Below are 19,652 nucleotides of genomic sequence, written 5' to 3' on the forward strand. Positions count from 1 at the left end.
GGCTCTATCGCTCCATCAGTATGACGCGAACCTGAGGGCGCTTGCCGGACCAGCGGGTCGCCGCGCGGCGCACGGCAAGCCGGGCGGCTTCCTTGACCTCCCCGGCATCGTCGCGCGTCTTGCCCTTCAACCGGCCTATGGCCTTCTCGATGTCCGTCCGCGCCTCGTCGATGAAATCGGCCATATCCTCGTCGAGCGGCAGGCCGACGGGTTCGATATGCGGGCGGTGGTTCTGGGCGAGCGTCACCACCACCACACCCTCGCGCGCGATGCGGCGGCGCATGGTCACCGCCTCGCCATCGGCGGGAGCGATGATGTCTCCATCCAGCACCAGACGTCCGGTTCGCACCTCTGCGATCTTGCCAGGTGCCCCCGGCGCGAGCCGGACGATGTCGCCGTTCTGTTGAACGACCGCCTCGCCGATCCCGCTTGCCTGCCCGAGCCGCGCCTGCTCCTGCATGTGCCGCATCTCGCCATGCACGGGTACGAGTATCTCCGGTCGCAGCCAGCCATAGAGCGCCTCTAGCTCCGGACGCCCAGGATGACCGGACACGTGGATCAGGCTCTGGCGATCGGTCACCATGGTGATCCCCTTCCCAGCCAGGCGGTTTTGGACCGCACCGATCGCGAGTTCGTTGCCGGGGATCTGGCGGCTGGAAAACAGCACCACGTCGCCGGGGACGAGTTCGAGAGGATGGTTGTCCTCCGAAATCCGCGAAAGCGCCGCCCGGGGTTCGCCCTGCCCACCGGTGGCGAGGATCAGGAGATCGCCGCGCGGCAGAGCCATGGCGGTGTCGAAATCGACCGGCTGGGGAAAGTCCTCGAGATAGCCGTTGTCCTGCGCAACCTCGATGATCCGGTCGAGCGAGCGCCCGGCGACGCAAAGCTGTCTGCCGGTCTCGCGCGCCACGTCGCCCAACGTCTGGAGCCGCGCGACGTTGCTGGCAAAGGTCGTAACCAGAACGCGCTTGCCGGAATGGCGCTGCACTTCCTCCAGCAGCCCCTTGTGCACCGCCCCTTCCGAACCGCTCGGCGCGGGATTGAATACATTGGTGCTGTCGCACACCAGCGCCAGAACGCCCTCGTCGCCGATCGCGCTCAGTTCTTCTTCGGTGGTGGGTTCGCCGATGATCGGATCCTCGTCGAGTTTCCAGTCGCCGGTATGGAAAACGTGGCCGTAGGGTGTCTCGATAAGCAGTGCGTTGCCCTCGGCGATCGAATGCGCGAGCGGCAGATAGGTGACGGCGAAGGGGCCGACCGCAAACCGGCCGTGATCGTCGTCGACGACGTGCAATTCCACGTCCCGCGCGACGCCGGCTTCCTCGAGCTTGCGGCGGACCAGATCGGCGGTGAACGGGGTCGCGTAGATCGGCACGCCGAGGTCGGCGGCAAAATAGGGCACCGCGCCGATATGATCCTCGTGCGCGTGAGTGATTACGATGGCCTCGAGATCGCGGGCACGTTCCTCGATGAATTCGAGATCGGCGAAGACGAGGTCGATCCCCGGGTACTGATCGCCGGAAAAGGTCATGCCGAGGTCGACCATCAACCATTTGCCACGGCAACCGTAGAGGTTGACGTTCATGCCGATCTCTCCCGACCCGCCAAGGGCGAGGAAGAGCAGTTCGTCTTCGGGCGTGAAATCCTTTCTCAAGCGGCCACCCGCTGGGCGAGAATCGCCAGCCCGTCTAGCGTAAGGTCGCTGTCGACCGCATCGAACAGATCCGTGTGTTCGTCGAACAGCAGTGCCAGACCGCCTGTCGCGACCACCTTGGCCGGCCGGCCTATCTCGCTCTTCATCCGCGATACCAATCCTTCCATCATCGCCACGTAACCCCAGTAGACGCCGATCAGCATCTGATCCTCGGTGTTGCGACCGATCACGCTGTCGGTTTCCGGCCTCTCGATGGCGATCCGCGGCAGCTTGGCCGTGTTGCCGACCAGAGCATCGAGCGAAAGGTTGATGCCCGGAGCGATGATCCCGCCCTTGTAGGCACCGGTGAAATCGATGGCATCGAAGGTGGTGGCGGTGCCGAAATCGACCACGACCAGGTCGCCATCGTATTTGGCATGGGCAGCAATGGCGTTGAGCGCCCTGTCGGCACCGAGCGAACTGGGTTGGTCGACATCGACGGCGATGCCCCATTCCGCCCTGCCCTGTCCGGCGATCAGCGGCTCTACCCCGAAATACTTGCGCGAAAATACGGTGAGGTTGTGGATCGCACGGGGGACCACCGACCCGATGATGAAGCTGTCGACATCGGGGCGCGAATATCCCTCGATCTGCATCAATTGCAAAAGCCAGACGGCATATTCGTCACCCGTGCGCCGGGGGTCGGTGGCGATACGCCAGCGGGTCTTGATGACCGGCGTGCCACCCACCTCGAGATCGAACAGCGCGAAGACGACATTGGTGTTGCCGACATCGGCGGCGAGCAGCATCTATCGATCTCCAGTGGCGAGCATCACGTCGCCGGCGTGGATGGCACGAATGGTTCCGTCCGCCAAGCGTAGCCGCAGCGCACCGTCGGGTTCTAGACCCGCGTAATGCCCGGAAATGCCCCCTTCGCCGGGTGGTGATACGGAAAGCGGCGTACCGACCGGGTGGGCCGCCGCCTGCCAGCGCCTCAGGATCGGGTCCGGCCCGAAGCTGCGCCAACGTTCGAGTTCGGTGGCGAAGGATCGGGCGAGACTGTCGGCGAACAGCTCGCGATCGGGCGCGGGACCGATATCGCTGAGCGCCCGGGTGGGCCGGTCGGGCAAGGAAGGCGCTGCTGCCAGATTGACTCCGAAGCCGGCCACGATCGCATTGCCGGCCCGCTCGAGAAGAATTCCGGCCAGTTTCCCGCCATCGAGCAACAGGTCGTTCGGCCATTTGAGCGTCAGAGCGGACGGGCTCGCCATATGCGGGAGGACGGCTTCGTAAAGGGCTAGGGCCGCAACGAAAGACAGCGTGGATGCGGCCGGGCCGGCGGGCGAGAGCCTGACGACGGTCGAGCCCATGAAGTTGCCCTTGCCGTCGAACCAGTCCCGCCCCTGCCTGCCCCGCCCCGCGACCTGCCGGTCGGCAACGAGCCATTCGCCTTCATGCGCCGTATCGCCGGCGCTCAGCAGCGAGAGCAGGTCGGCATTGGTGGAACCGGTCTCGGCCACCCTGCGGATCGTCGGGGCTACGCTCAAACCGCGAAGAACAGGGCGCTGGCCGCACGGTCGGCGAGTTCGCCGAGTATCGGCGTAAGCAGATATCCGAACGGCGACATCAGGGCCGCGCTGATCGCCAGCACAGCCCAGTGTCCCTTCGGGCTGCGCGTCTCCAACTCGCCCTGCGGCTCGTCGAAGAACATCACCTTGATGAACTTGAGGTAATAGAAGGCGCCGATCACGCTGGCGGCGATGCCGATGGCGGCGAGCGCGATCATGTCCGCCTCGACCGCGGCCTGGAAAACGACGAACTTGCCCCAGAAGCCGAACAGCGGCGGGATGCCCGCCAGGCTGAACATCAGCAGCAGCACACACCACGCCAGCGCCGGGCGTGTGGTCGAGAGGCCGCGAATGTCGGCAAAGGTTTCGAGCGGCTCGCCCAGCGGCGAACGCAGCATGAGCAGCGCCACGAAGCTGCCGATGGTCATCGGCACGTAGATCGCCAGATAGACCAGCGTCGCACTCGCCCCGGAGGGCGTCGCCGCGGCAAGCCCGATCAGGATGAAACCGACATTGTTGATCGAGGAATAGGCGAGCAGGCGCTTCAAATTCTCCTGTCCGATCGCCCCGAGCGCGCCCACCACGATCGAGGCGAGCGCGGCGAAGATGACTATCTGCTGCCAGGCAGCGCTCTGGCTGCCGAACGGATCGAGCGCCATGCGCACCAGCATCGCCACCGCCGCAACCTTGGGCGCACTGGCGAAGAAGGCCGTGACCGGGGTCGGTGCGCCTTCGTAGACGTCCGGCGTCCACATGTGGAACGGCACCGCAGCGACCTTGAAGGCGAGACCGGCCAGCACGAACACCACCCCGAACAGGGCGCCGGTGGGGAAGCTCGAAGCGAAGGCGAGGCGAATGCCCTCGTAAGCGGTCGTCCCGGCGAAGCCGTAGACAAGGCTCATCCCGTAGAGGATGATGCCGGACGCAAGAGCGCCGAGGATGAAATACTTGAGGCCTGCTTCGCTCGAGCGCATGTCGTTGCGCAGGAAGCTGGCGAGGACGTAGGACGCGAGGCTCGACAGTTCGAGGCCGATGTACAGCGTCATCAGATCGACGGCCGAGACCATCATGCTCATGCCGACCGCGTTGAAAAGCATCAGCACCGGGTATTCGCCGCGGTATTGCCCGCGCGCATCGAAGAAGCGCGGGGTCACCACCAGTATCGCGATGGTCGCAAGATAGATCAGCAGCTTGGCGAAATTGGCAAAGCCGTCCATCCGGTAAAGCCCGCCGAAGGCGTCGCCCCCGAGTTCGAAGGCGGGATCGAGCAATAGATGCCCGGCCCAGAAGCTCGCCCCGAACAGCGCGGCGACCGCGGCGATGGTGACGCCGCGAGCGGCTTTCTCGCCGGTCCAGGCCACCACCAGAAGCAGCACCAGGCCGGCGATCGACAGCCCGACTTCCGCGCCGGTAAAATAGAAGGAGGTTGCATAGTCCATCAGTGCGCCCCCGCCTCACCGGCTTCGCCGACGTAATTGGCTGCGTGGTCTCGCGGCGTGCCCACTGCAGGCCGGGAATCGCCCTCGGGCGCGGCGCGGGCGAGGCGCGCATCGAGCGCAGCGATGTCCTGGCGCATCGGAGCCATGAAGCTTTCGGGATAGATCCCCATCCACAGCACCGCCGCGGCGATCGGGCCGAGCATGATCCATTCGCGGGCGGTGAGATCGGGCATCGCCGCCGCATCCGCGTTCTTCTGAATTCCGAAGGCGACCCGGCGGTAGAGATAAAGCATGTAGCCTGCGCCCAGGATGATCCCGGTCGTCAGCACCAGCGTCGCCCAGGTCGACACCTGATAGACGCCGGCCAGGCTGACGAATTCGGCGACGAAGCCGCTGGTGCCGGGCAGGCCGATGCTGGCCATGGTGAAGAACAGGAAGAACAGCGCATATTTTGGCATGTTGATGCTGAGCCCGCCGTAGCGGTCGATCTCACGCGTGTGCAGCCTGTCGTAGATCACGCCGACGCACAGGAACAGCGCGCCCGAGACCAGCCCGTGGCTGAGCATCATGATCATCGCGCCTTCCAGCCCCTGGACGTTGAAGGCGAACAGGCCGGCGGTGACGATCGCCATGTGGGCGACGGAGGAATAGGCGATCAGCTTCTTCATGTCGTGCTGCACCAGCGCGACCAGCGAGGTGTAGATCACCGCCACCATGCTGAGGCCGAACACCAGCCAAATGAACTGCGCGGAGGCCTCGGGGAACATCGGCAGGCTGAAGCGGATGAACCCGTAGCCCCCGAGCTTGAGCAGCACGCCCGCAAGGATCACCGAGCCTGCCGTGGGCGCCTGTACGTGCGCGTCGGGAAGCCAGGTGTGCACCGGCCACATCGGCATCTTGACCGCGAAGCTGGCGAAGAAGGCGAGCCACAGCCAGGTCTGCGCCTGCGGCGGGAAATCGAACTGCATCAGCGTGGGGATGTCGGTCGTCCCCGCGGCGTTCACCATCCACAGCATGGCGATCAGCATCAGCACCGAGCCGAGCAGCGTGTAGAGGAAGAACTTGTAGCTGGCGTAGATGCGGTTGTCCCCGCCCCACACGCCGATGATCAGATACATCGGGATCAGGCCGGCCTCGAAGAAGATATAGAACAGGAAAAGGTCCTGCGCCATGAACACGCCCAGCATCAGAACTTCCATCAGCAGGAAGGCCGCCATGTATTCGCCCACCCGCCGGTCGATGCTGTCCCAGCTGGCGAGGATGCAGATCGGCATCAGGAAGACGCTGAGCATGATCAGCATCAGCGCGATGCCGTCTATCCCGAGCGCATAGGCGAAGCCTGCGAACAATTCGGCCCGCTCGGTGAATTGCCACTGGGCGCCGCCGATGTCGTAATTGAGCCAGAGCACGATCCCGAGTGCGAGATCGATCAGCGTCGCGACCAGTGCGACGGTCCGGGCGGTCTTGGCGCCCAGAAACAGGCAGGCGATCGATGCCGCGAGCGGCACCAGCAGCATCAGGGAAAGGATCGGGAAGCCCATCAGAACAGCACCCAGGTGACAGCCGCGACGAGGCCGAGCAGCATCACCAGCGCGTAGCTATAGACGTAGCCGGACTGGAAGCGGTGGGCGAGCCCCGCCCCCTGCTGCACCACCCAGGCCGCGCCGTTGGGGCCGAAGCGGTCGATGGTGCCCTCGTCGCCGCGCTTCCAGAACTGGCGGCCGATCCAGAAAGCAGGTCGCACGAACAGGAAATTGTAGAGCTCGTCGAAGTACCACTTGTTGTAGACGAAGCGGTAGATCGGACCGAGCTGCTCGGCAGCCTTGGCCGGCTTGGACGTGTCCTTGATGTAGAACAGCCAGGCGAAGAAAAACCCGATCAGCATCACGATCAGCGCAGCGTATTTCACCGGATAGGGCACAGCGTGCATCGCGTGGATCAGCGCCTCGTTGTAGAAGATCGAGCCGTTCCAGAATTCCGCGCTGTCGAGGAAAGCGGGCGCGAAGAGCTGGCCGGCAAGGATCGCGCCCAGCGACAGCACGCCCAGGGGGATGAGCATTGTCAGTGGGCTTTCATGGGGGTGATAGCCGGCGGTGCCCGCTTCGTATTCCTTGGAGGGCACGTGATGCGTCGCATCGTGCCCCGCATCTTCCTGCACCGGCGGATTGTGCTCGTCCGGCTCGTCGTGCCCCGCATGGACCGCGTGCTGGATATGCTCGCTGTCGGCCCAGCGCGGCTTGCCCCAGAAGGTCAGGAACATCAGCCGCCAGCTGTAGAAGCTGGTCAGAAGCGCCGCGGAAACGCCCATCCAGAAGGCGAAGCTGCCGACTTCGGTGCCGCGGGCGAAGGCGACCTCGATAATCGCGTCCTTCGACCAGAAGCCCGCGAAGCCGATACCGAGGTGGTAGACCCCCAGTCCGGTGATCGCCAGCGTGCCGGCCAGCATGGCCCAGAAGGTCAGCGGGATGTGCTTTCTGAGCGCGCCGTAATAGCGCATGTCCTGCTCGTGATGCATCGCGTGGATCACGCTGCCCGCGCCGAGGAACAGCAGCGCCTTGAAGAAGGCGTGGGTGAACAGGTGGAACATCGCCGCGCCGTATGCGCCGACGCCCGCGGCGAAGAACATGTAGCCGAGCTGCGAGCAGGTGGAATAGGCGATCACGCGCTTGATGTCCCACTGCGTCGTGCCGACGGTGGCGGCGAAGATGCAGGTCGCCGCGCCGATGAAGGTCACGAAGCCCAGCGCCACCGGCGCGGTCTCGAACATCGGCGACAGGCGACAGACCATGAACACGCCAGCGGTCACCATGGTGGCGGCATGGATCAACGCGGAAACGGGTGTCGGCCCCTCCATCGCGTCAGGCAGCCAGGTGTGAAGGCCGAGCTGCGCCGATTTGCCCATCGCCCCGATGAACAGGAGGATGCAGAGCACGTCCATCGTCTGGACGCGGTAGCCGAGGAAGCCGATCGTAGCCCCCGACATGGCTGGCGCCGCGGCAAGGATTTCCGGGATCGAGGTGGTCCCGAACACCAGATAGGTCCCGAAGATGCCGAGCATGAAGCCGAGGTCGCCGACGCGGTTGACCACGAAGGCCTTGATCGCGGCGGCGTTGGCGGAAGGCTTGCGGAACCAGAAGCCGATGAGGAGATAGCTGGCGAGCCCCACGCCTTCCCATCCGAAGAACATCTGGACGAGGTTGTCCGCCGTCACCAGCATCAGCATCGCGAAGGTGAAGAGGCTGAGATAGGCGAAGAAACGGGGCTGGTCGGGGTCTTCCGCCATGTATCCCCAGGAGTAGAGGTGCACGAGCGCAGAGACGGTGGTGATCACCACCAGCATGACCGCCGTCAGCGTATCGACCCGCAGCGCCCAGTCGAAGCTGAGGTCGCCCGATTGCACCCACTGCAGCACCGGCACCACGGTGGCGCTCGCATCGCCCGAAACGAAGCCGAGGAATATCGGCCAGGACAGCGCGCAGGATACGAACAGCGCGCCGATCGTGATCGACTTGACCACGACATTACCGAGCGCGCGATTGCCGAGCCCACCGACGATCGCGGCGAGCAGCGGCAGGAAAACGATGAGGAGGATCGACGTCTGCACGCGTGATTACCCCTTCAACCGATCGACGCTGTCGACGGCGATGGTGCCGCGCCCGCGGAAATAGATCACCAGGATCGCCAAGCCGATTGCCGCCTCGCCCGCAGCCACGGTCAGCACGAACATGGCGAAGACCTGCCCGACCAGATCGCCGAGGAAGGCGCTGAAGGCGACGAGGTTGATATTCACCGCCAGCAGGATGAGTTCGATCGACATCAGGATGACGATGATGTTCTTGCGGTTGGCGAAAATGCCGAGCACGCCGAGCACGAACAGGATCGCGCTGACGACGACGTAATGTTCGATCCCGATCACAGCTCGACCCCCTCGCCGATCGTCGGCTGCTTCATTACGGTTGCCGCCTCCGGATCGCGGCGGACCTGCTTGCCGATGTCCTGGTGACCGCGCACGGTCTTGGGCGGGCGGTGTGTGAGCACGATCGCGCCGACCATCGCCACTAGCAGGATCAGGCCCGCCGCCTCGAACAGGAACAGGTAATCGGAATAGAGCAGCGCGCCGATGGCGGCGGTGTTGCTCGCCCCGATGGCGGCCGCGCCCTCGCCTGTCGCCACTCCGAGATCGATCTGCCCGGCACGATAGGCACCAATGCCCAGCACCAGCTCCGCCAGCAGAACCAGCGCGATCACCAGCCCCAGCGGTGCATTCCTAATGAACCCGGCGCGTAGCTCGGCGAAATCGATGTCGAGCATCATGACGACGAACAGGAACAGCACCGCGACCGCGCCGACATAGACGATGACCAGCAGCATCGCGATGAACTCCGCGCCCACCAGCACCATCAGCCCCGCCGCATTGAAGAAGGCGAGGATCAGCCACAGCACGCTGTGCACGGGGTTTCGCGCAGTGATCACCATCACCGCCGAAGCGAGCATCAGTGACGCGAACAGGTAGAAGGCGATTGTGTGGATCATGCGTGGATTGAAAAGCCCCGGGATTCGGTTGCGCGGCGGTTAGCGATAGGGTGCATCGGCTTCAAGGTTCGCGGCGATGGCCCGCTCCCACTTGTCACCATTGGCGAGCAGCTTGGCCTTGTCGTAGAGCAGCTCCTCGCGGGTTTCGGTGGCGTATTCGAAATTCGGCCCCTCGACCACGGCATCGACCGGGCAGGCTTCCTGGCAGAAGCCGCAATAGATGCACTTGGTCATGTCGATGTCGTAGCGCGTGGTGCGGCGGCTGCCGTCCTCGCGCGGCTCGCTCTCGATGGTGATCGCCTGCGCCGGGCAGACCGCCTCGCACAGCTTGCACGCGATGCAGCGCTCCTCGCCATTGGGATAGCGGCGCAGCGCATGCTCGCCGCGGAAGCGCGGGCTGAGCGGGTTCTTCTCGAACGGGTAGTTGATCGTCACCTTGGGCTTGAAGAAATACTTCAACGTCAGGGCATGCGCCTTGACGAACTCCCACAGGGTGAAGGCCTTGATGGTCGATGCGATGGTCATGAATAATGTCCCGTGGCCATGAGCCACCCGGAAATGAGAACGACGAAGAGCAGGCTGAGCGGCAGGAACACTTTCCACCCGAGCCGCATCAGCTGGTCGTAGCGATAGCGCGGCACGGTCGCCATGACCCAGCTGAACATGAAGAAGAAGAAGAACGTCTTGCCCAGGAACCAGACGATGCCGGGCACGTCGAACCACGGGATCAGGTCCACGTTGAGCGGCGGCAGCCACCCGCCGAAGAACAACAGGGTGTTGAGGCTGCACATCAGCAGGATGTTGGCGTATTCGCCGAGCCAGAACAGCGCGAAGCTCATCGACGAATATTCGGTCTGGTAGCCCGCGACGAGCTCGCTTTCCGCCTCGGTCAGGTCGAACGGCACGCGCTGCGTTTCGGCGAGCGAGCTGATGAAGAACATCACCCACATAGGGAAGAGCAGCAGGTTGAAGGCATAGGCATTCACAATGCCGAAGCCATGCCCGGTCTGGCTGACAACGATCTCGTTGAGGTTGAACGTGCCCGCATAGAGCACGACGCAGATCAGGATGAAGCCGATCGAGACCTCGTAGGAAATCATCTGCGCGGCGGCACGCATGGCCGAGAAGAACGGGTATTTCGAGTTGCTGGCCCACCCGGCCATCACCACGCCGTAAACCGACAGGCTGCTGATCGCGAGAATGTAGAGCAGGCCGACATTGATGTCCGCCAGCACCGCGGTCGCACTGAACGGGATCACCGCCCAGGCGGCCAGCGCCACGGTGAAGGTGACGATCGGCGCGAGAATGAAGATGCCCTTGTTCGCCGCGCTCGGGACGATGGTTTCCTGGAGGAACACCTTCAGCCCGTCGGCAAAGCTCTGCAGCAGGCCGAAGGGCCCGACGACATTTGGGCCGCGCCGCAGGTTGATTGCCGCCCAGACCTTGCGGTCGACGTAGATCACCATCGCCACCGCCAGCATCAGCGGCAGCGCGATCAGCAGGATGCCGGCGATGGTCGCGATGGTCCAAGACGCCTCGTAGGTGAACCACTGGTCGAAGAAAGCGGTCATTTCCGTTTCTCCTTCGCACGATCGCGTTGCTTGGAATCCTCGGTCTTCGAAAACGCCTCGTTGCGCCAACCATTGTGCGATCCGGCGCGGTGGCTGCGATCGTCGCGAAACGCCTTCCATACCGCGTAGGAAGCGAAGCCGACGAAGGCGAGGGGGATGACGGGCACGGCCATTATTCCGCGGCCTCCAGCATACCAGCGCCGTGGAGCAGCTCGGCCGAGCATTGCTGCATCACCGCGCTGGCGCGGGCGATGGGGTTGGTGAGGTAGAAATCCTGGATCGGATAGGCGTCGATCGATCCCTCGGCCTTGGCCTTCACGTCGGCCTTCGGAAGCGTACCGTAATCGGCCAGCCCTTCCTCACCCAGCGCCGTGACGTCGCGGATCATCGCGTTCTGGAGTTCGGCGAAGGAGTTGAAGCCGACATCGACCTTCAGCGCATCGGCCAGCGCGCGCAGGATCGTCCAGTCCTCGCGCGCGTCTCCCGGAGCGAACACGGCCTTCTCCGCGAACTGCACCCGTCCTTCGGTGTTGACGTAGGTGCCATCCTTTTCGGCATAGCTCGCGCCGGGCAGGACGATGTCGGCGGCATGCGCGCCCTTGTCGCCGTGGTGGCCGATATAGACCTTGAGGCTGTCGGCGAAGGGCGCATAATCCATCTCGTCCGCGCCGAGGCTGAGCAGGACTTTCGGGCTGGCTCTGGCGATATCCGCCATACCGCCCTTCTGCGCGAAGCCGAGCATCAACCCGCCCATTCGCGCGGCGGACATGTGCAGCACGTTGAATTCCGCGCCCCATGCGCTTGCCAGCGCCAAGGCCTTGCCGTGCGCGCCCTTGAGGCCCGCGCCGCCGACGATCACTGCCGGCTTCTCCGCCTTGGTGAAAGCTTCGGCGACATGGTCGGGCAGATCGTTGAGCACGCCGAGATCGGTGCCGACGAACTCCGCCGGATAGGTGGTTTCCCACTGCGGGCCGACCAGAAAGACCTTTGCGCCGCGCTTCGCCGCCTTGCGCAGGCGGACGTTGGCCAGGGGCGCTTCCCAGCGGACATGGCTGCCGACGATCAGGATCGCATCGGCGTTCTCGATACCCGCCAGCGTGGAGTTGAAATTGACAGCGGCGAGGTTCGAAACGTCGTAATCCATCCCGGTCTGACGGCCTTCCAGCATGTCCGAGCCGAGCGCCTTCAGCAGCGCCTTCGCCGCGAACATGGTCTCGCAGTCGACGAGGTCGCCGGCGATGGCCGCGATCGACTTGCCGGGTTTCGCCTTGGCGATCGCCTTGAAGGCCTCGTCCCAACCGGCAGCCTCGAGCCTGCCCTTGCGGCGGATGAAGACCTTGTCGAGCCGGCGCCTGCTCAGGCCATCCACCTGGTAGCGCGCCTTGTCGGAGATCCACTCCTCGTTGACCTCGTCGTTGATCCGCGGAAGCGCGCGCATCACCTGCCGCCCGCGGCTGTCGAGGCGAATGTTCGCGCCGACCGCGTCGGACACGTCGATGCTCAGCGTCTTGCGCAGTTCCCAGGGCCGCGCCTCGAAGGCATAGGGACGCGAGGTCAAAGCGCCCACGGGGCACAGGTCGATCACATTGGCCGACAGCTCGTGCTCGGCCGCCTGTTCGAGGTAGGTGGTGATCTGCATGTCCTCGCCGCGGCCAAGCGCGCCGATCTCGTCCACCCCGGCGATCTCTTCGGAAAAGCGCACGCAGCGGGTGCAGTGGATGCAGCGAGTCATGATCGTCTTGATCAGCGGACCCATGTATTTCTCCGTCACCGCCCGCTTGTTCATGCGATAGCGGGTCGCGCCGCGACCGTAGGTCATCGACTGGTCCTGCAAGTCGCATTCGCCGCCCTGGTCGCAGATCGGGCAGTCGAGCGGATGGTTGATGAGCAGGAACTCCATCACCCCCTCGCGCGCGGTCTTGACCATCTGGCTGTCGGTGCGAATTTCCTGGCCATCGGTTGCGGGCAGCGCACAGGAGGCTTGCGGCTTGGGCGGTCCGGGCTTCACTTCGACCAGACACATCCGGCAATTGCCCGCGATGCTCAGCCGCTCGTGATAGCAGAAGCGCGGAATTTCCTTCCCGGCCATCTCGCAGGCCTGCAGCACGGTCGCGCCGTCGGGGACTTCGATTTCCTTTCCGTCAACGGTGACTTTAGGCATCGGTATCTCCCGAACCTTCGATCAGGCGCAGTGCGGCAGTGGCGATCATGGCGCGCATGGCGGACGCCGACACCTCGACCCGCGACCCGACCTTCGCAGCGTCCGAACAAGGCGCGACGGCAGCCGTCAAAGGAGCGATGGCCGTGGTTTCCTCGGGCGAACCCGGGCGGGTCCCGAAAAGGATTGCGACCTGATCGGGCATCGAACGCGCCAGGCATTGTGCCACCGCATCGGTAGGAGCGAAAGCCTGCGCTTCGTTTTCCGAAGCGCGGATCAGCCGGACATTGAGCGGCTCCGCATCGGTTTCGAGCAGGTTCTCGGCGACCGCGCCGGCGAAGAGCAGATTGGCGCTGCGCATGACATTGGCCCGCCCGACGCGCTCGGCACAATCGCGCTCCGCAGCCTGCGACAGCAATTTGAGGCCGGTCCGGTACGTGGCCGACCGGAAATCCTGCGTCAGAACGCGCCGTGCCTCGCTTCCGTTACGTTCGGCGACACACTTTCCGTACCCGTCGAGTGCTTCACGGGCGGCAGAATCGCTAGGAGACCCATCCTGGGCCGCGGCGGGCACCGTCATACCAGCGGCGACGAACAAAACGGACAGGGCAGTGAGAGTTTTCATTCCGCAGCCTCCAGGAATTTCGCGTTGTGTTCCTCGATCCGGCGCTCGAGTTCGGGCCGGAAATGGCGGATGAGGCCCTGGATCGGCCACGCCGCCGCATCGCCCAATGCGCAGATGGTGTGGCCTTCGACCTGCTTGGTCACCTGCTGGAGCATGTCGATCTCCTCGATCGCGGCGTCGCCGGTGCGCAGGCGTTCCATCATCCGCCACATCCAGCCCGTGCCCTCGCGACAGGGGGTGCACTGGCCGCAGCTCTCGTGCTTGTAGAAATAGCTGATGCGGCTGATCGCGCGAACGATATCGGTCGACTTGTCCATCACGATCACCGCCGCCGTGCCGAGGCCGGAGCCGACCTCCTTGAGCCCGTCGAAATCCATCGGGCAGTCCATGATCTGCTCGGCGGGAACCAGAGGGACCGAGGAACCGCCGGGGATAACCGCAAGGAGGTTGTCCCACCCGCCGGTGATGCCGCCGCAATGTTTCTCGATCAGCTCCCTGAACGGTATGCTCATCGCCTCTTCGACCACGCAGGGCCGTTCGACATGGCCGCTGATCTGGAACAGCTTGGTGCCGGCATTGCCCTCGCGACCGAAACCCGCGAACCAGCTCGCACCGCGCCGCAGGATGGTCGGCACCACGGCGATGCTCTCGACATTGTTGACCGTGGTCGGGCAGCCGTAGAGCCCCGCCCCGGCCGGGAACGGCGGCTTGAGGCGCGGCTGGCCCTTCTTGCCCTCCAGGCTCTCGATCATCGCGGTTTCCTCGCCGCAGATGTAGGCGCCCGCGCCGCGATGCAGGAAGACGTCGAAATCGTAGCCCGAACCGCTGGCGTTCTTGCCGATCAGCTTGGCGTCATAGGCCTCGTCGATAGCAGCCTGCAGCGTCTCGGCCTCGCGGATGTATTCGCCGCGAATGTAGATATAGGCCGCCCGCGCCCGCATGGCGAAGCCGGCGACCAGAGCGCCTTCGATCAGCTTGTGCGGATCGTGGCGGATGATTTCCCGGTCCTTGCACGAACCGGGTTCGGATTCGTCGGCGTTGATGACCAGGAAGCTCGGCCGTCCGTCCTTGCTCTCTTTGGGCATGAAAGACCATTTGAGCCCCGTTGGGAACCCCGCCCCGCCGCGCCCGCGCAGCCCGCTCGCTTTCATCTCCTCGATGATCGAATCCTGGCCGCGCGCGATCAGCGCCTTGGTGTCGTCCCAGTCGCCACGCTCGCGCGCCGCCTTCAGCCCCCAGTCCTGGAAGCCGTAGAGATTGGTGAAGATCCGGTCCTTATCGGCCAGCATCGGTGCCGTCCTTGTTGAGCAGATGGCGGAAGGTGAAGAACAGCACGATGGCGATCAGGACGAGCGCCGAGGGTCCGGCCGGCGAACCCCCGGTGGCCAGCCCGTAGACCAGCAGCACCAGGCCAACCAGCGCAGCGACCGCGGCGACGCGGCTGAGGGTGCGGAGCATGGGCGCGTTCATGCCATGCCCCCCGTGGAGAGGAACCAGATCGCGGCGACGACGATCAGCGCGATCGCGCCGAACTTGATCACCCCCATCAGCACCTTCCACGCGATGAAGATGAGGACGAGCGCGACGAGGATGGTGACGATGTCCATCAGCTGCCCCCGCCCTTGCCCGCCTTGCTGTTCGAAATGGCGAGGAACGCCGCCCCGAGCGCGATGAAGGTCGCGCCGAGCGCAACGTTGTTGGCGACGAAGAAACCGATCGCGGCGACGAAGAACAGGACCGAGGCGAGCTGGTACATGAGCTTGGGGGACATCACCAATCCCCCCGGTAATCGTGGTTGGCGTCGACCATTTCCTTGAGCGTGGTCGGGCCGCCGGCGGGTTCGCTGGTGTGACGGCCGGGCTCCTGTGTGCCGGGCTTCGGTTGCTCGCCCGCGGCCAGCGCATCGAGGATAGTGTCGAGGCGTTCGGGGGTCAAATCCTCGTAATTGTCGTCGTTGATCTGAACCATCGGCGCGGTGGCGCAATTGCCCATGCATTCGACTTCGGTGAGCGTCCACAGCCCGTCTTCGGAGACCTGGCCCTTGCGCATCCCGCGCGCCTTGCATGTCTCGAACAGCGCGTCCGAGCCACGCAGCATGCATGGCGTCGTGCCGCAGACCTGCACGTGGTACTTCCCGACCGGCACGAGGTTGTACATGAAATAGAAGGTCGCGACCTCCAGCACGCGGATCACCGGCATGTCGAGATAGTCGGCGACGTATTCGATAACCGGCAGCGGCAGCCAGCCCTGCGTATCGGTTTCCTCACCGACTTGCCTCTGGGCAAGGTCGAGCAGCGGCATCACCGCCGAGCGCTGCCGCCCCTCGGGATAGCGCGCAATCGCCTTGTCCGCGCGGGCGCGGTAGGCCTCGGTGAACTCGAAGCCTCCCCAACGTTCGCGCAGTTCGGGGGTATCGGGTGCGGGCGCGCGCTCAGCCATTGGAGGACCTGCGCGAATGCTGCTCGTTCATGATGAAGATTGAGCCGAGAATTCCCAAAGCGGCCACGGGCCAAATCATGACGCCAAGGTTAATCATATCCACCAAATCGAGAAGGAGCAGGCTTGCCAAGGCAAGCTGAGCCGCCACGAAAAAACTGAGCCTGCTCACCGGTCGCACTCCCCGAACACCACGTCGATCGCGCCGAGAATGGCAGTTGCGTCGGGTAGCATGTGACCCTTGGACATGAAATCCATCGCCTGCAGGTGGCTGAAGGCCGTCGGGCGGATCTTGCAGCGATAGGGTTTGTTGCTGCCGTCGCTGACGAGGTAGACGCCGAATTCGCCCTTGGGGCTTTCGGTGGCGACATACACTTCGCCCGCGGGCACATGAAAGCCTTCGGTGTAGAGCTTGAAGTGGTGGATCAGCGCTTCCATCGACTGCTTCATCTCAGCGCGCTTGGGCGGAACCACCTTCCGGTCGTCGCTCGCCACCGGGCCCTGCGGGATTTCTGCAAGGCACTGCTTGATGATCTTCTTGCTTTCGTAGCACTCCTTCACGCGGACCATGAAGCGGTCGTAGCAATCCGAATTGGTGCCCACCGGAATGTCGAATTCCATCCGGTCGTAGACATCGTAGGGCTGGCTCTTGCGCAAATCCCACGGAATTCCGGCAGCGCGGATCATTGGGCCGGAGAAGCCCCAGGCCAGCGCGTCGTCCTTGCCCACCACCGCGATATCGACATTGCGCTGCTTGAAGATGCGGTTGTCGGTGACGAGGCTCATCGCGTCGCCGAAGAGTTCGGGGAAGCGGGTGTCGAGCCATTCGCCGATATCGACCAGCAGCTTTTCGGGCACGTCCTGGTGTACGCCGCCGGGGCGGAGGTAAGCGTGGTGCATCCGCGCGCCGCTCATCCGCTCGAAGAAATTGAGGCAATCCTCGCGCAGTTCGAACACCCACAGGTTGGGCGTCATCGCGCCGACATCCATCACATGCGCGCCGATATTGAGCAGGTGGTTGCAGATGCGGGTCAGCTCGGCAAACAGCACGCGCAGATACTGCGCCCGCTCCGGCACGGCAATGTTGAGCAGCTTCTCGATTGCGAGGACGTAACTGTATTCCTGCGCCAGCGGGCTGCAATAATCGAGCCGGTCGAAATAAGGCAGCGCCTGGAGATAGGTCTTGTGCTCGATCAGCTTCTCGGTGCCGCGGTGGAGCAGGCCGACATGCGGATCGATCCGTTCGATGATCTCGCCGTCGAGTTCCATCACCATGCGCAGCACGCCGTGCGCGGCCGGGTGCTGCGGCCCGAAATTGATCGTGTAATTGGTGATCGTCTCGTCGCCGGTGGTGGGCGATTTCTCGAGTTGCATGGCGGCGCTCATGTGCAGGCCCACTTTCCGGCGATGATCCGTGCCTCGCCTTCCTGGTCGGTGATCGTCAGTTCGGCGTTGTCGTTGGCTGCGCGCGCGAGTTCGGCGGTGAAGCCCTCGCCCCGGAAAGTTGTGCCTTGGCGCACCTCGTCCAGTCCGCCGGGAAGCGCGTCGAGCAGGAGCAATTGCCCGCCGATCCGCACCGTCGCCTTGCCGGGCAAGGTCTGTTCCGACGGGGCGGCGGCGACGAGCAGCGCTTCGCCGTCCGCGCTGAAGGTGCAGGCTCCGTCGCGCAGACCGAGATTCACGCTGGAAATGTCTCCAAGCCGTTCGAGCCGACGGGCATCGCTTCCCGCCGGGGGAGCGACCGGCTGGGCGGCATTGGGGCGCGCGGCACCCTCCGCCGCCGAACCGCTGGCACCTACGCGCGCCGCGTAGTCCTCTGCGGACTCGGTGCCGTCGGGCGCCTGCGAGCCACAGGCGGCGAGAAGCAAAGCAGCCGGGATAACGGCGGCCCTCATTTCTTCACCTCGGTCGCATCGTCGGTATCGGTGGTCTTGCCCTTGCGCTTGGGGCGGTCCGCGCGGTCCTCCGTCGGCGCCGGCGGCGGCGTGCGATCCTCACCCGCATCCTCCTCCGCGGGCGAGCCGGCGCTGACCTTTTCGGCCGCTTCCTCGTCGGTCTTGGCACCCGCGCCGGTGTCGGAGGGCTTCTCGGTCACCTTGGGATCATCGACCGGCGGGGTGTCCGCCTTCTCGTCGCCCGGAAGCACGTAGTCCGCGCCTTCCCAGGGGCTCATGAAATCGAACTGGCGCAGATCCTGCGGCAGATCGACCGGTTCGTAGACGACGCGCTTCTGGTCTTCCGAATAGCGCAGCTCGACGTAACCGGTGAGCGGGAAGTCCTTGCGGAAGGGATGGCCCTCGAAGCCGTAGTCGGTGAGGATGCGGCGCAGATCGGTGTTGCCATCGAAAAGCACGCCGTACATGTCGAACACCTCGCGCTCGAGCCAGCCGGCGTTGGGCCACAGGGTGGTCGCGGTCGGCACCGGGGTGTCCTCGCTCGCGGTGACCTTGACCATGATCCGGCTGTTCTTCGTCACCGACAGCAGCATGTAGACCACTTCGAACCGCTCGGGCCGGCTGGGGTAATCGACCCCGGCGATCTCCATCAGCTGCTGATAAGCGTGTTCGTCGCGCAGCGTCCGCAGCACCGTCTCGATGCTGTCGCGCTTCACTGTCAGCAACAGCTCGCCATGCTCCTCGTGCGCCTCGACGAGATGCTCGCCGATCGCCTTCGAAAGCGTATCCTTCAGCCCTTCGATGCGGGTGAAGCGCGGTGCGGAATGCAGGACGGCCATATTACCGCTCGATCGTCCCCACGCGGCGGATCTTCCGCTGGAGCTGCATCACGCCGTAGAGCAGCGCCTCCGCGGTCGGGGGGCACCCGGGCACGTAGATGTCGACCGGCACGATCCGGTCGCAGCCGCGCACGACGCTGTAGCTGTAGTGATAATAGCCGCCGCCATTGGCGCAGCTGCCCATGCTGATCACGTATTTGGGGTCCGACATCTGATCGTAGACCTTGCGCAGCGCCGGCGCCATCTTGTTGCACAGCGTGCCGGCGACGATCATCACGTCGCTCTGGCGCGGGCTCGCGCGCGGGGCGACGCCGAACCGCTCCATGTCGTAGCGCGGCATGTTGACGTGGATCATCTCCACCGCGCAGCAGGCGAGGCCGAAGGTCATCCACCACAGGCTGCCGGTGCGCGCCCACTGGAACAGCTCCTCGGTGCTGGTAACGAGAAAACCCTTGTCGTTCACCTCGGAAGAAAGGGAATCGTAGAAATCCTGGTCGGGACGCAGGACCTGCCCGCCCTGCGCCGTCGGGGCATCATGCAGCGCCGGGTTGAGATTCGGATTGGTGGGGCTGTGGTCTACTCCCATTCCAGCGCTCCCACTTTCCAGGCGTAGGCGAAGCCGACGATCAGTTCTCCCAGGAACACCATCATGGTGATCCAGCCGGGCCAGCCGGTGAGGTCGAGGCTCACCGCCCAAGGGAACAGGAATGCCGCCTCGAGATCGAAGATGATGAACAGGATCGCGACCAGATAGAAGCGCACGTCGAACTGGCTGCGCGGCTCCTCGAAGGCGGGGAAGCCGCATTCGTATTCGCTGTATTTCTCCGCCGTCGGGTTGTGCGTCCCGGTCAGCCGGCTGACGCCCATCGGCAGGAACACGAAGGCGGCGGACAGACCGACGGCGATGAACAGGAAGATCAGGATGGGCAGGTATTGCGAAAGGTCGACCACGGGG

Annotated in this window: 24 protein-coding genes; all 24 read right to left on the reverse strand. The window is 64.4% G+C overall.

Features of this window, described 5'->3' with window-relative positions; genetic code table 11:
• Nucleotides 1–4: 4 nt before the first annotated feature.
• From ACGHN1_RS14080 to ndhC, 24 genes are read right to left on the reverse strand one after another with little or no spacing between them, the layout of a single operon-like run.
• The gene (locus ACGHN1_RS14080; RefSeq protein WP_390551494.1) at nt 5–1,654 is read right to left on the reverse strand and encodes a ribonuclease J; all 1,650 of its coding nucleotides are present in this window, start codon (nt 1,652–1,654) and stop codon (nt 5–7) included.
• Complete coding sequence (locus tag ACGHN1_RS14085) at nt 1,651–2,442, reverse strand: type III pantothenate kinase (RefSeq protein WP_390551495.1); 792 nt, start codon at nt 2,440–2,442, stop codon at nt 1,651–1,653. The genes ACGHN1_RS14080 and ACGHN1_RS14085 overlap by 4 nt, the downstream gene beginning before the upstream one ends.
• The gene (locus ACGHN1_RS14090) at nt 2,443–3,180 is read right to left on the reverse strand and encodes a biotin--[acetyl-CoA-carboxylase] ligase (protein WP_390551496.1); all 738 of its coding nucleotides are present in this window, start codon (nt 3,178–3,180) and stop codon (nt 2,443–2,445) included. It abuts the gene before it with no gap.
• The gene (nuoN, locus tag ACGHN1_RS14095) at nt 3,177–4,640 is read right to left on the reverse strand and encodes an NADH-quinone oxidoreductase subunit NuoN (RefSeq protein WP_390551497.1); all 1,464 of its coding nucleotides are present in this window, start codon (nt 4,638–4,640) and stop codon (nt 3,177–3,179) included. Before nuoN ends, ACGHN1_RS14090 begins: the two co-directional genes overlap by 4 nt.
• Complete coding sequence (locus ACGHN1_RS14100; RefSeq protein ID WP_390551498.1) at nt 4,640–6,181, reverse strand: NADH-quinone oxidoreductase subunit M; 1,542 nt, start codon at nt 6,179–6,181, stop codon at nt 4,640–4,642. Before ACGHN1_RS14100 ends, nuoN begins: the two co-directional genes overlap by 1 nt.
• Nucleotides 6,181–8,244 carry an NADH-quinone oxidoreductase subunit L gene (nuoL, locus tag ACGHN1_RS14105; protein WP_390551499.1) on the reverse strand — a complete coding sequence of 688 codons (2,064 nt, stop codon included), beginning with the start codon at nt 8,242–8,244 and terminating at the stop codon, nt 6,181–6,183. The genes ACGHN1_RS14100 and nuoL overlap by 1 nt, the downstream gene beginning before the upstream one ends.
• A 6-nt stretch (nt 8,245–8,250) precedes the next feature.
• Nucleotides 8,251–8,556, reverse strand: a complete 306-nt coding sequence (nuoK, locus tag ACGHN1_RS14110; RefSeq protein WP_390551500.1) for an NADH-quinone oxidoreductase subunit NuoK — start codon at nt 8,554–8,556, stop codon at nt 8,251–8,253.
• Complete coding sequence (locus tag ACGHN1_RS14115) at nt 8,553–9,173, reverse strand: NADH-quinone oxidoreductase subunit J (protein ID WP_390551501.1); 621 nt, start codon at nt 9,171–9,173, stop codon at nt 8,553–8,555. Before ACGHN1_RS14115 ends, nuoK begins: the two co-directional genes overlap by 4 nt.
• A 39-nt stretch (nt 9,174–9,212) precedes the next feature.
• Nucleotides 9,213–9,698, reverse strand: coding sequence for an NADH-quinone oxidoreductase subunit NuoI (gene nuoI / locus ACGHN1_RS14120; protein ID WP_390551502.1), 486 nt, complete (start codon nt 9,696–9,698; stop codon nt 9,213–9,215).
• Entirely contained in the window at nt 9,695–10,744 is a 1,050-nt protein-coding gene (gene nuoH / locus ACGHN1_RS14125) for an NADH-quinone oxidoreductase subunit NuoH (RefSeq protein ID WP_390551503.1), read from the reverse strand. The genes nuoI and nuoH overlap by 4 nt, the downstream gene beginning before the upstream one ends.
• A complete protein-coding gene (locus ACGHN1_RS14130) occupies nt 10,741–10,917 on the reverse strand; it encodes a hypothetical protein (protein ID WP_390551504.1) in 177 nt (58 codons plus the stop codon). Before ACGHN1_RS14130 ends, nuoH begins: the two co-directional genes overlap by 4 nt.
• Nucleotides 10,917–12,905, reverse strand: a complete 1,989-nt coding sequence (gene nuoG, locus ACGHN1_RS14135) for an NADH-quinone oxidoreductase subunit NuoG (RefSeq protein ID WP_390551505.1) — start codon at nt 12,903–12,905, stop codon at nt 10,917–10,919. The genes ACGHN1_RS14130 and nuoG overlap by 1 nt, the downstream gene beginning before the upstream one ends.
• Nucleotides 12,898–13,527 (reverse strand): hypothetical protein, encoded by a 630-nt coding sequence (locus ACGHN1_RS14140; protein WP_390551506.1) that lies wholly within the window; start codon nt 13,525–13,527, stop codon nt 12,898–12,900. Before ACGHN1_RS14140 ends, nuoG begins: the two co-directional genes overlap by 8 nt.
• Nucleotides 13,524–14,816: an NADH-quinone oxidoreductase subunit NuoF gene (gene nuoF, locus ACGHN1_RS14145; RefSeq protein WP_390551507.1), complete on the reverse strand. Its 1,293-nt coding sequence runs from the start codon at nt 14,814–14,816 to the stop codon at nt 13,524–13,526. Before nuoF ends, ACGHN1_RS14140 begins: the two co-directional genes overlap by 4 nt.
• Nucleotides 14,803–14,997, reverse strand: coding sequence for a hypothetical protein (locus tag ACGHN1_RS14150; protein ID WP_390551508.1), 195 nt, complete (start codon nt 14,995–14,997; stop codon nt 14,803–14,805). The genes nuoF and ACGHN1_RS14150 overlap by 14 nt, the downstream gene beginning before the upstream one ends.
• Nucleotides 14,994–15,134, reverse strand: a complete 141-nt coding sequence (locus tag ACGHN1_RS14155; RefSeq protein WP_390551509.1) for a hypothetical protein — start codon at nt 15,132–15,134, stop codon at nt 14,994–14,996. The genes ACGHN1_RS14150 and ACGHN1_RS14155 overlap by 4 nt, the downstream gene beginning before the upstream one ends.
• Nucleotides 15,134–15,298 (reverse strand): hypothetical protein, encoded by a 165-nt coding sequence (locus ACGHN1_RS14160; protein WP_390551510.1) that lies wholly within the window; start codon nt 15,296–15,298, stop codon nt 15,134–15,136. Before ACGHN1_RS14160 ends, ACGHN1_RS14155 begins: the two co-directional genes overlap by 1 nt.
• Nucleotides 15,298–15,966, reverse strand: coding sequence for an NADH-quinone oxidoreductase subunit NuoE (nuoE, locus tag ACGHN1_RS14165; RefSeq protein WP_390551511.1), 669 nt, complete (start codon nt 15,964–15,966; stop codon nt 15,298–15,300). Before nuoE ends, ACGHN1_RS14160 begins: the two co-directional genes overlap by 1 nt.
• The gene (locus ACGHN1_RS14170) at nt 15,959–16,135 is read right to left on the reverse strand and encodes a hypothetical protein (RefSeq protein WP_390551512.1); all 177 of its coding nucleotides are present in this window, start codon (nt 16,133–16,135) and stop codon (nt 15,959–15,961) included. Before ACGHN1_RS14170 ends, nuoE begins: the two co-directional genes overlap by 8 nt.
• Nucleotides 16,132–17,349 carry an NADH-quinone oxidoreductase subunit D gene (locus ACGHN1_RS14175; RefSeq protein WP_390551513.1) on the reverse strand — a complete coding sequence of 406 codons (1,218 nt, stop codon included), beginning with the start codon at nt 17,347–17,349 and terminating at the stop codon, nt 16,132–16,134. The genes ACGHN1_RS14170 and ACGHN1_RS14175 overlap by 4 nt, the downstream gene beginning before the upstream one ends.
• The gene (locus ACGHN1_RS14180; RefSeq protein WP_390551514.1) at nt 17,346–17,858 is read right to left on the reverse strand and encodes a hypothetical protein; all 513 of its coding nucleotides are present in this window, start codon (nt 17,856–17,858) and stop codon (nt 17,346–17,348) included. The genes ACGHN1_RS14175 and ACGHN1_RS14180 overlap by 4 nt, the downstream gene beginning before the upstream one ends.
• The gene (locus ACGHN1_RS14185; protein WP_390551515.1) at nt 17,855–18,697 is read right to left on the reverse strand and encodes an NADH-quinone oxidoreductase subunit C; all 843 of its coding nucleotides are present in this window, start codon (nt 18,695–18,697) and stop codon (nt 17,855–17,857) included. The genes ACGHN1_RS14180 and ACGHN1_RS14185 overlap by 4 nt, the downstream gene beginning before the upstream one ends.
• Before the next feature lies 1 nt (nt 18,698).
• Nucleotides 18,699–19,283: a NuoB/complex I 20 kDa subunit family protein gene (locus ACGHN1_RS14190; RefSeq protein WP_390551516.1), complete on the reverse strand. Its 585-nt coding sequence runs from the start codon at nt 19,281–19,283 to the stop codon at nt 18,699–18,701.
• A complete protein-coding gene (gene ndhC / locus ACGHN1_RS14195; RefSeq protein ID WP_390551517.1) occupies nt 19,274–19,648 on the reverse strand; it encodes an NADH-quinone oxidoreductase subunit A in 375 nt (124 codons plus the stop codon). Before ndhC ends, ACGHN1_RS14190 begins: the two co-directional genes overlap by 10 nt.
• Between the last annotated feature and the right edge of the window lie 4 nt (nt 19,649–19,652).

The sequence above is a fragment of the Qipengyuania sp. MTN3-11 genome, assembly GCF_042851825.1.
GTDB lineage: Bacteria > Pseudomonadota > Alphaproteobacteria > Sphingomonadales > Sphingomonadaceae > Qipengyuania.

Coding starts and splice junctions, on each gene's coding strand:
- ACGHN1_RS14085 (WP_390551495.1), bottom strand. CDS start 2,442: ATGCTGCTCGCCGCCGATGTCGGCAACACCAATGTCGTCTTCGCGCTG.
- nuoN (WP_390551497.1), bottom strand. CDS start 4,640: ATGGACTATGCAACCTCCTTCTATTTTACCGGCGCGGAAGTCGGGCTG.
- ACGHN1_RS14100 (WP_390551498.1), bottom strand. CDS start 6,181: ATGGGCTTCCCGATCCTTTCCCTGATGCTGCTGGTGCCGCTCGCGGCA.
- ACGHN1_RS14115 (WP_390551501.1), bottom strand. CDS start 9,173: ATGATCCACACAATCGCCTTCTACCTGTTCGCGTCACTGATGCTCGCT.
- nuoI (WP_390551502.1), bottom strand. CDS start 9,698: ATGACCATCGCATCGACCATCAAGGCCTTCACCCTGTGGGAGTTCGTC.
- nuoH (WP_390551503.1), bottom strand. CDS start 10,744: ATGACCGCTTTCTTCGACCAGTGGTTCACCTACGAGGCGTCTTGGACC.
- ACGHN1_RS14130 (WP_390551504.1), bottom strand. CDS start 10,917: ATGGCCGTGCCCGTCATCCCCCTCGCCTTCGTCGGCTTCGCTTCCTAC.
- nuoG (WP_390551505.1), bottom strand. CDS start 12,905: ATGCCTAAAGTCACCGTTGACGGAAAGGAAATCGAAGTCCCCGACGGC.
- ACGHN1_RS14140 (WP_390551506.1), bottom strand. CDS start 13,527: ATGAAAACTCTCACTGCCCTGTCCGTTTTGTTCGTCGCCGCTGGTATG.
- nuoF (WP_390551507.1), bottom strand. CDS start 14,816: ATGCTGGCCGATAAGGACCGGATCTTCACCAATCTCTACGGCTTCCAG.
- ACGHN1_RS14150 (WP_390551508.1), bottom strand. CDS start 14,997: ATGAACGCGCCCATGCTCCGCACCCTCAGCCGCGTCGCCGCGGTCGCT.
- ACGHN1_RS14155 (WP_390551509.1), bottom strand. CDS start 15,134: ATGGACATCGTCACCATCCTCGTCGCGCTCGTCCTCATCTTCATCGCG.
- ACGHN1_RS14160 (WP_390551510.1), bottom strand. CDS start 15,298: ATGTCCCCCAAGCTCATGTACCAGCTCGCCTCGGTCCTGTTCTTCGTC.
- nuoE (WP_390551511.1), bottom strand. CDS start 15,966: ATGGCTGAGCGCGCGCCCGCACCCGATACCCCCGAACTGCGCGAACGT.
- ACGHN1_RS14175 (WP_390551513.1), bottom strand. CDS start 17,349: ATGAGCGCCGCCATGCAACTCGAGAAATCGCCCACCACCGGCGACGAG.
- ACGHN1_RS14180 (WP_390551514.1), bottom strand. CDS start 17,858: ATGAGGGCCGCCGTTATCCCGGCTGCTTTGCTTCTCGCCGCCTGTGGC.
- ACGHN1_RS14185 (WP_390551515.1), bottom strand. CDS start 18,697: ATGGCCGTCCTGCATTCCGCACCGCGCTTCACCCGCATCGAAGGGCTG.
- ACGHN1_RS14190 (WP_390551516.1), bottom strand. CDS start 19,283: ATGGGAGTAGACCACAGCCCCACCAATCCGAATCTCAACCCGGCGCTG.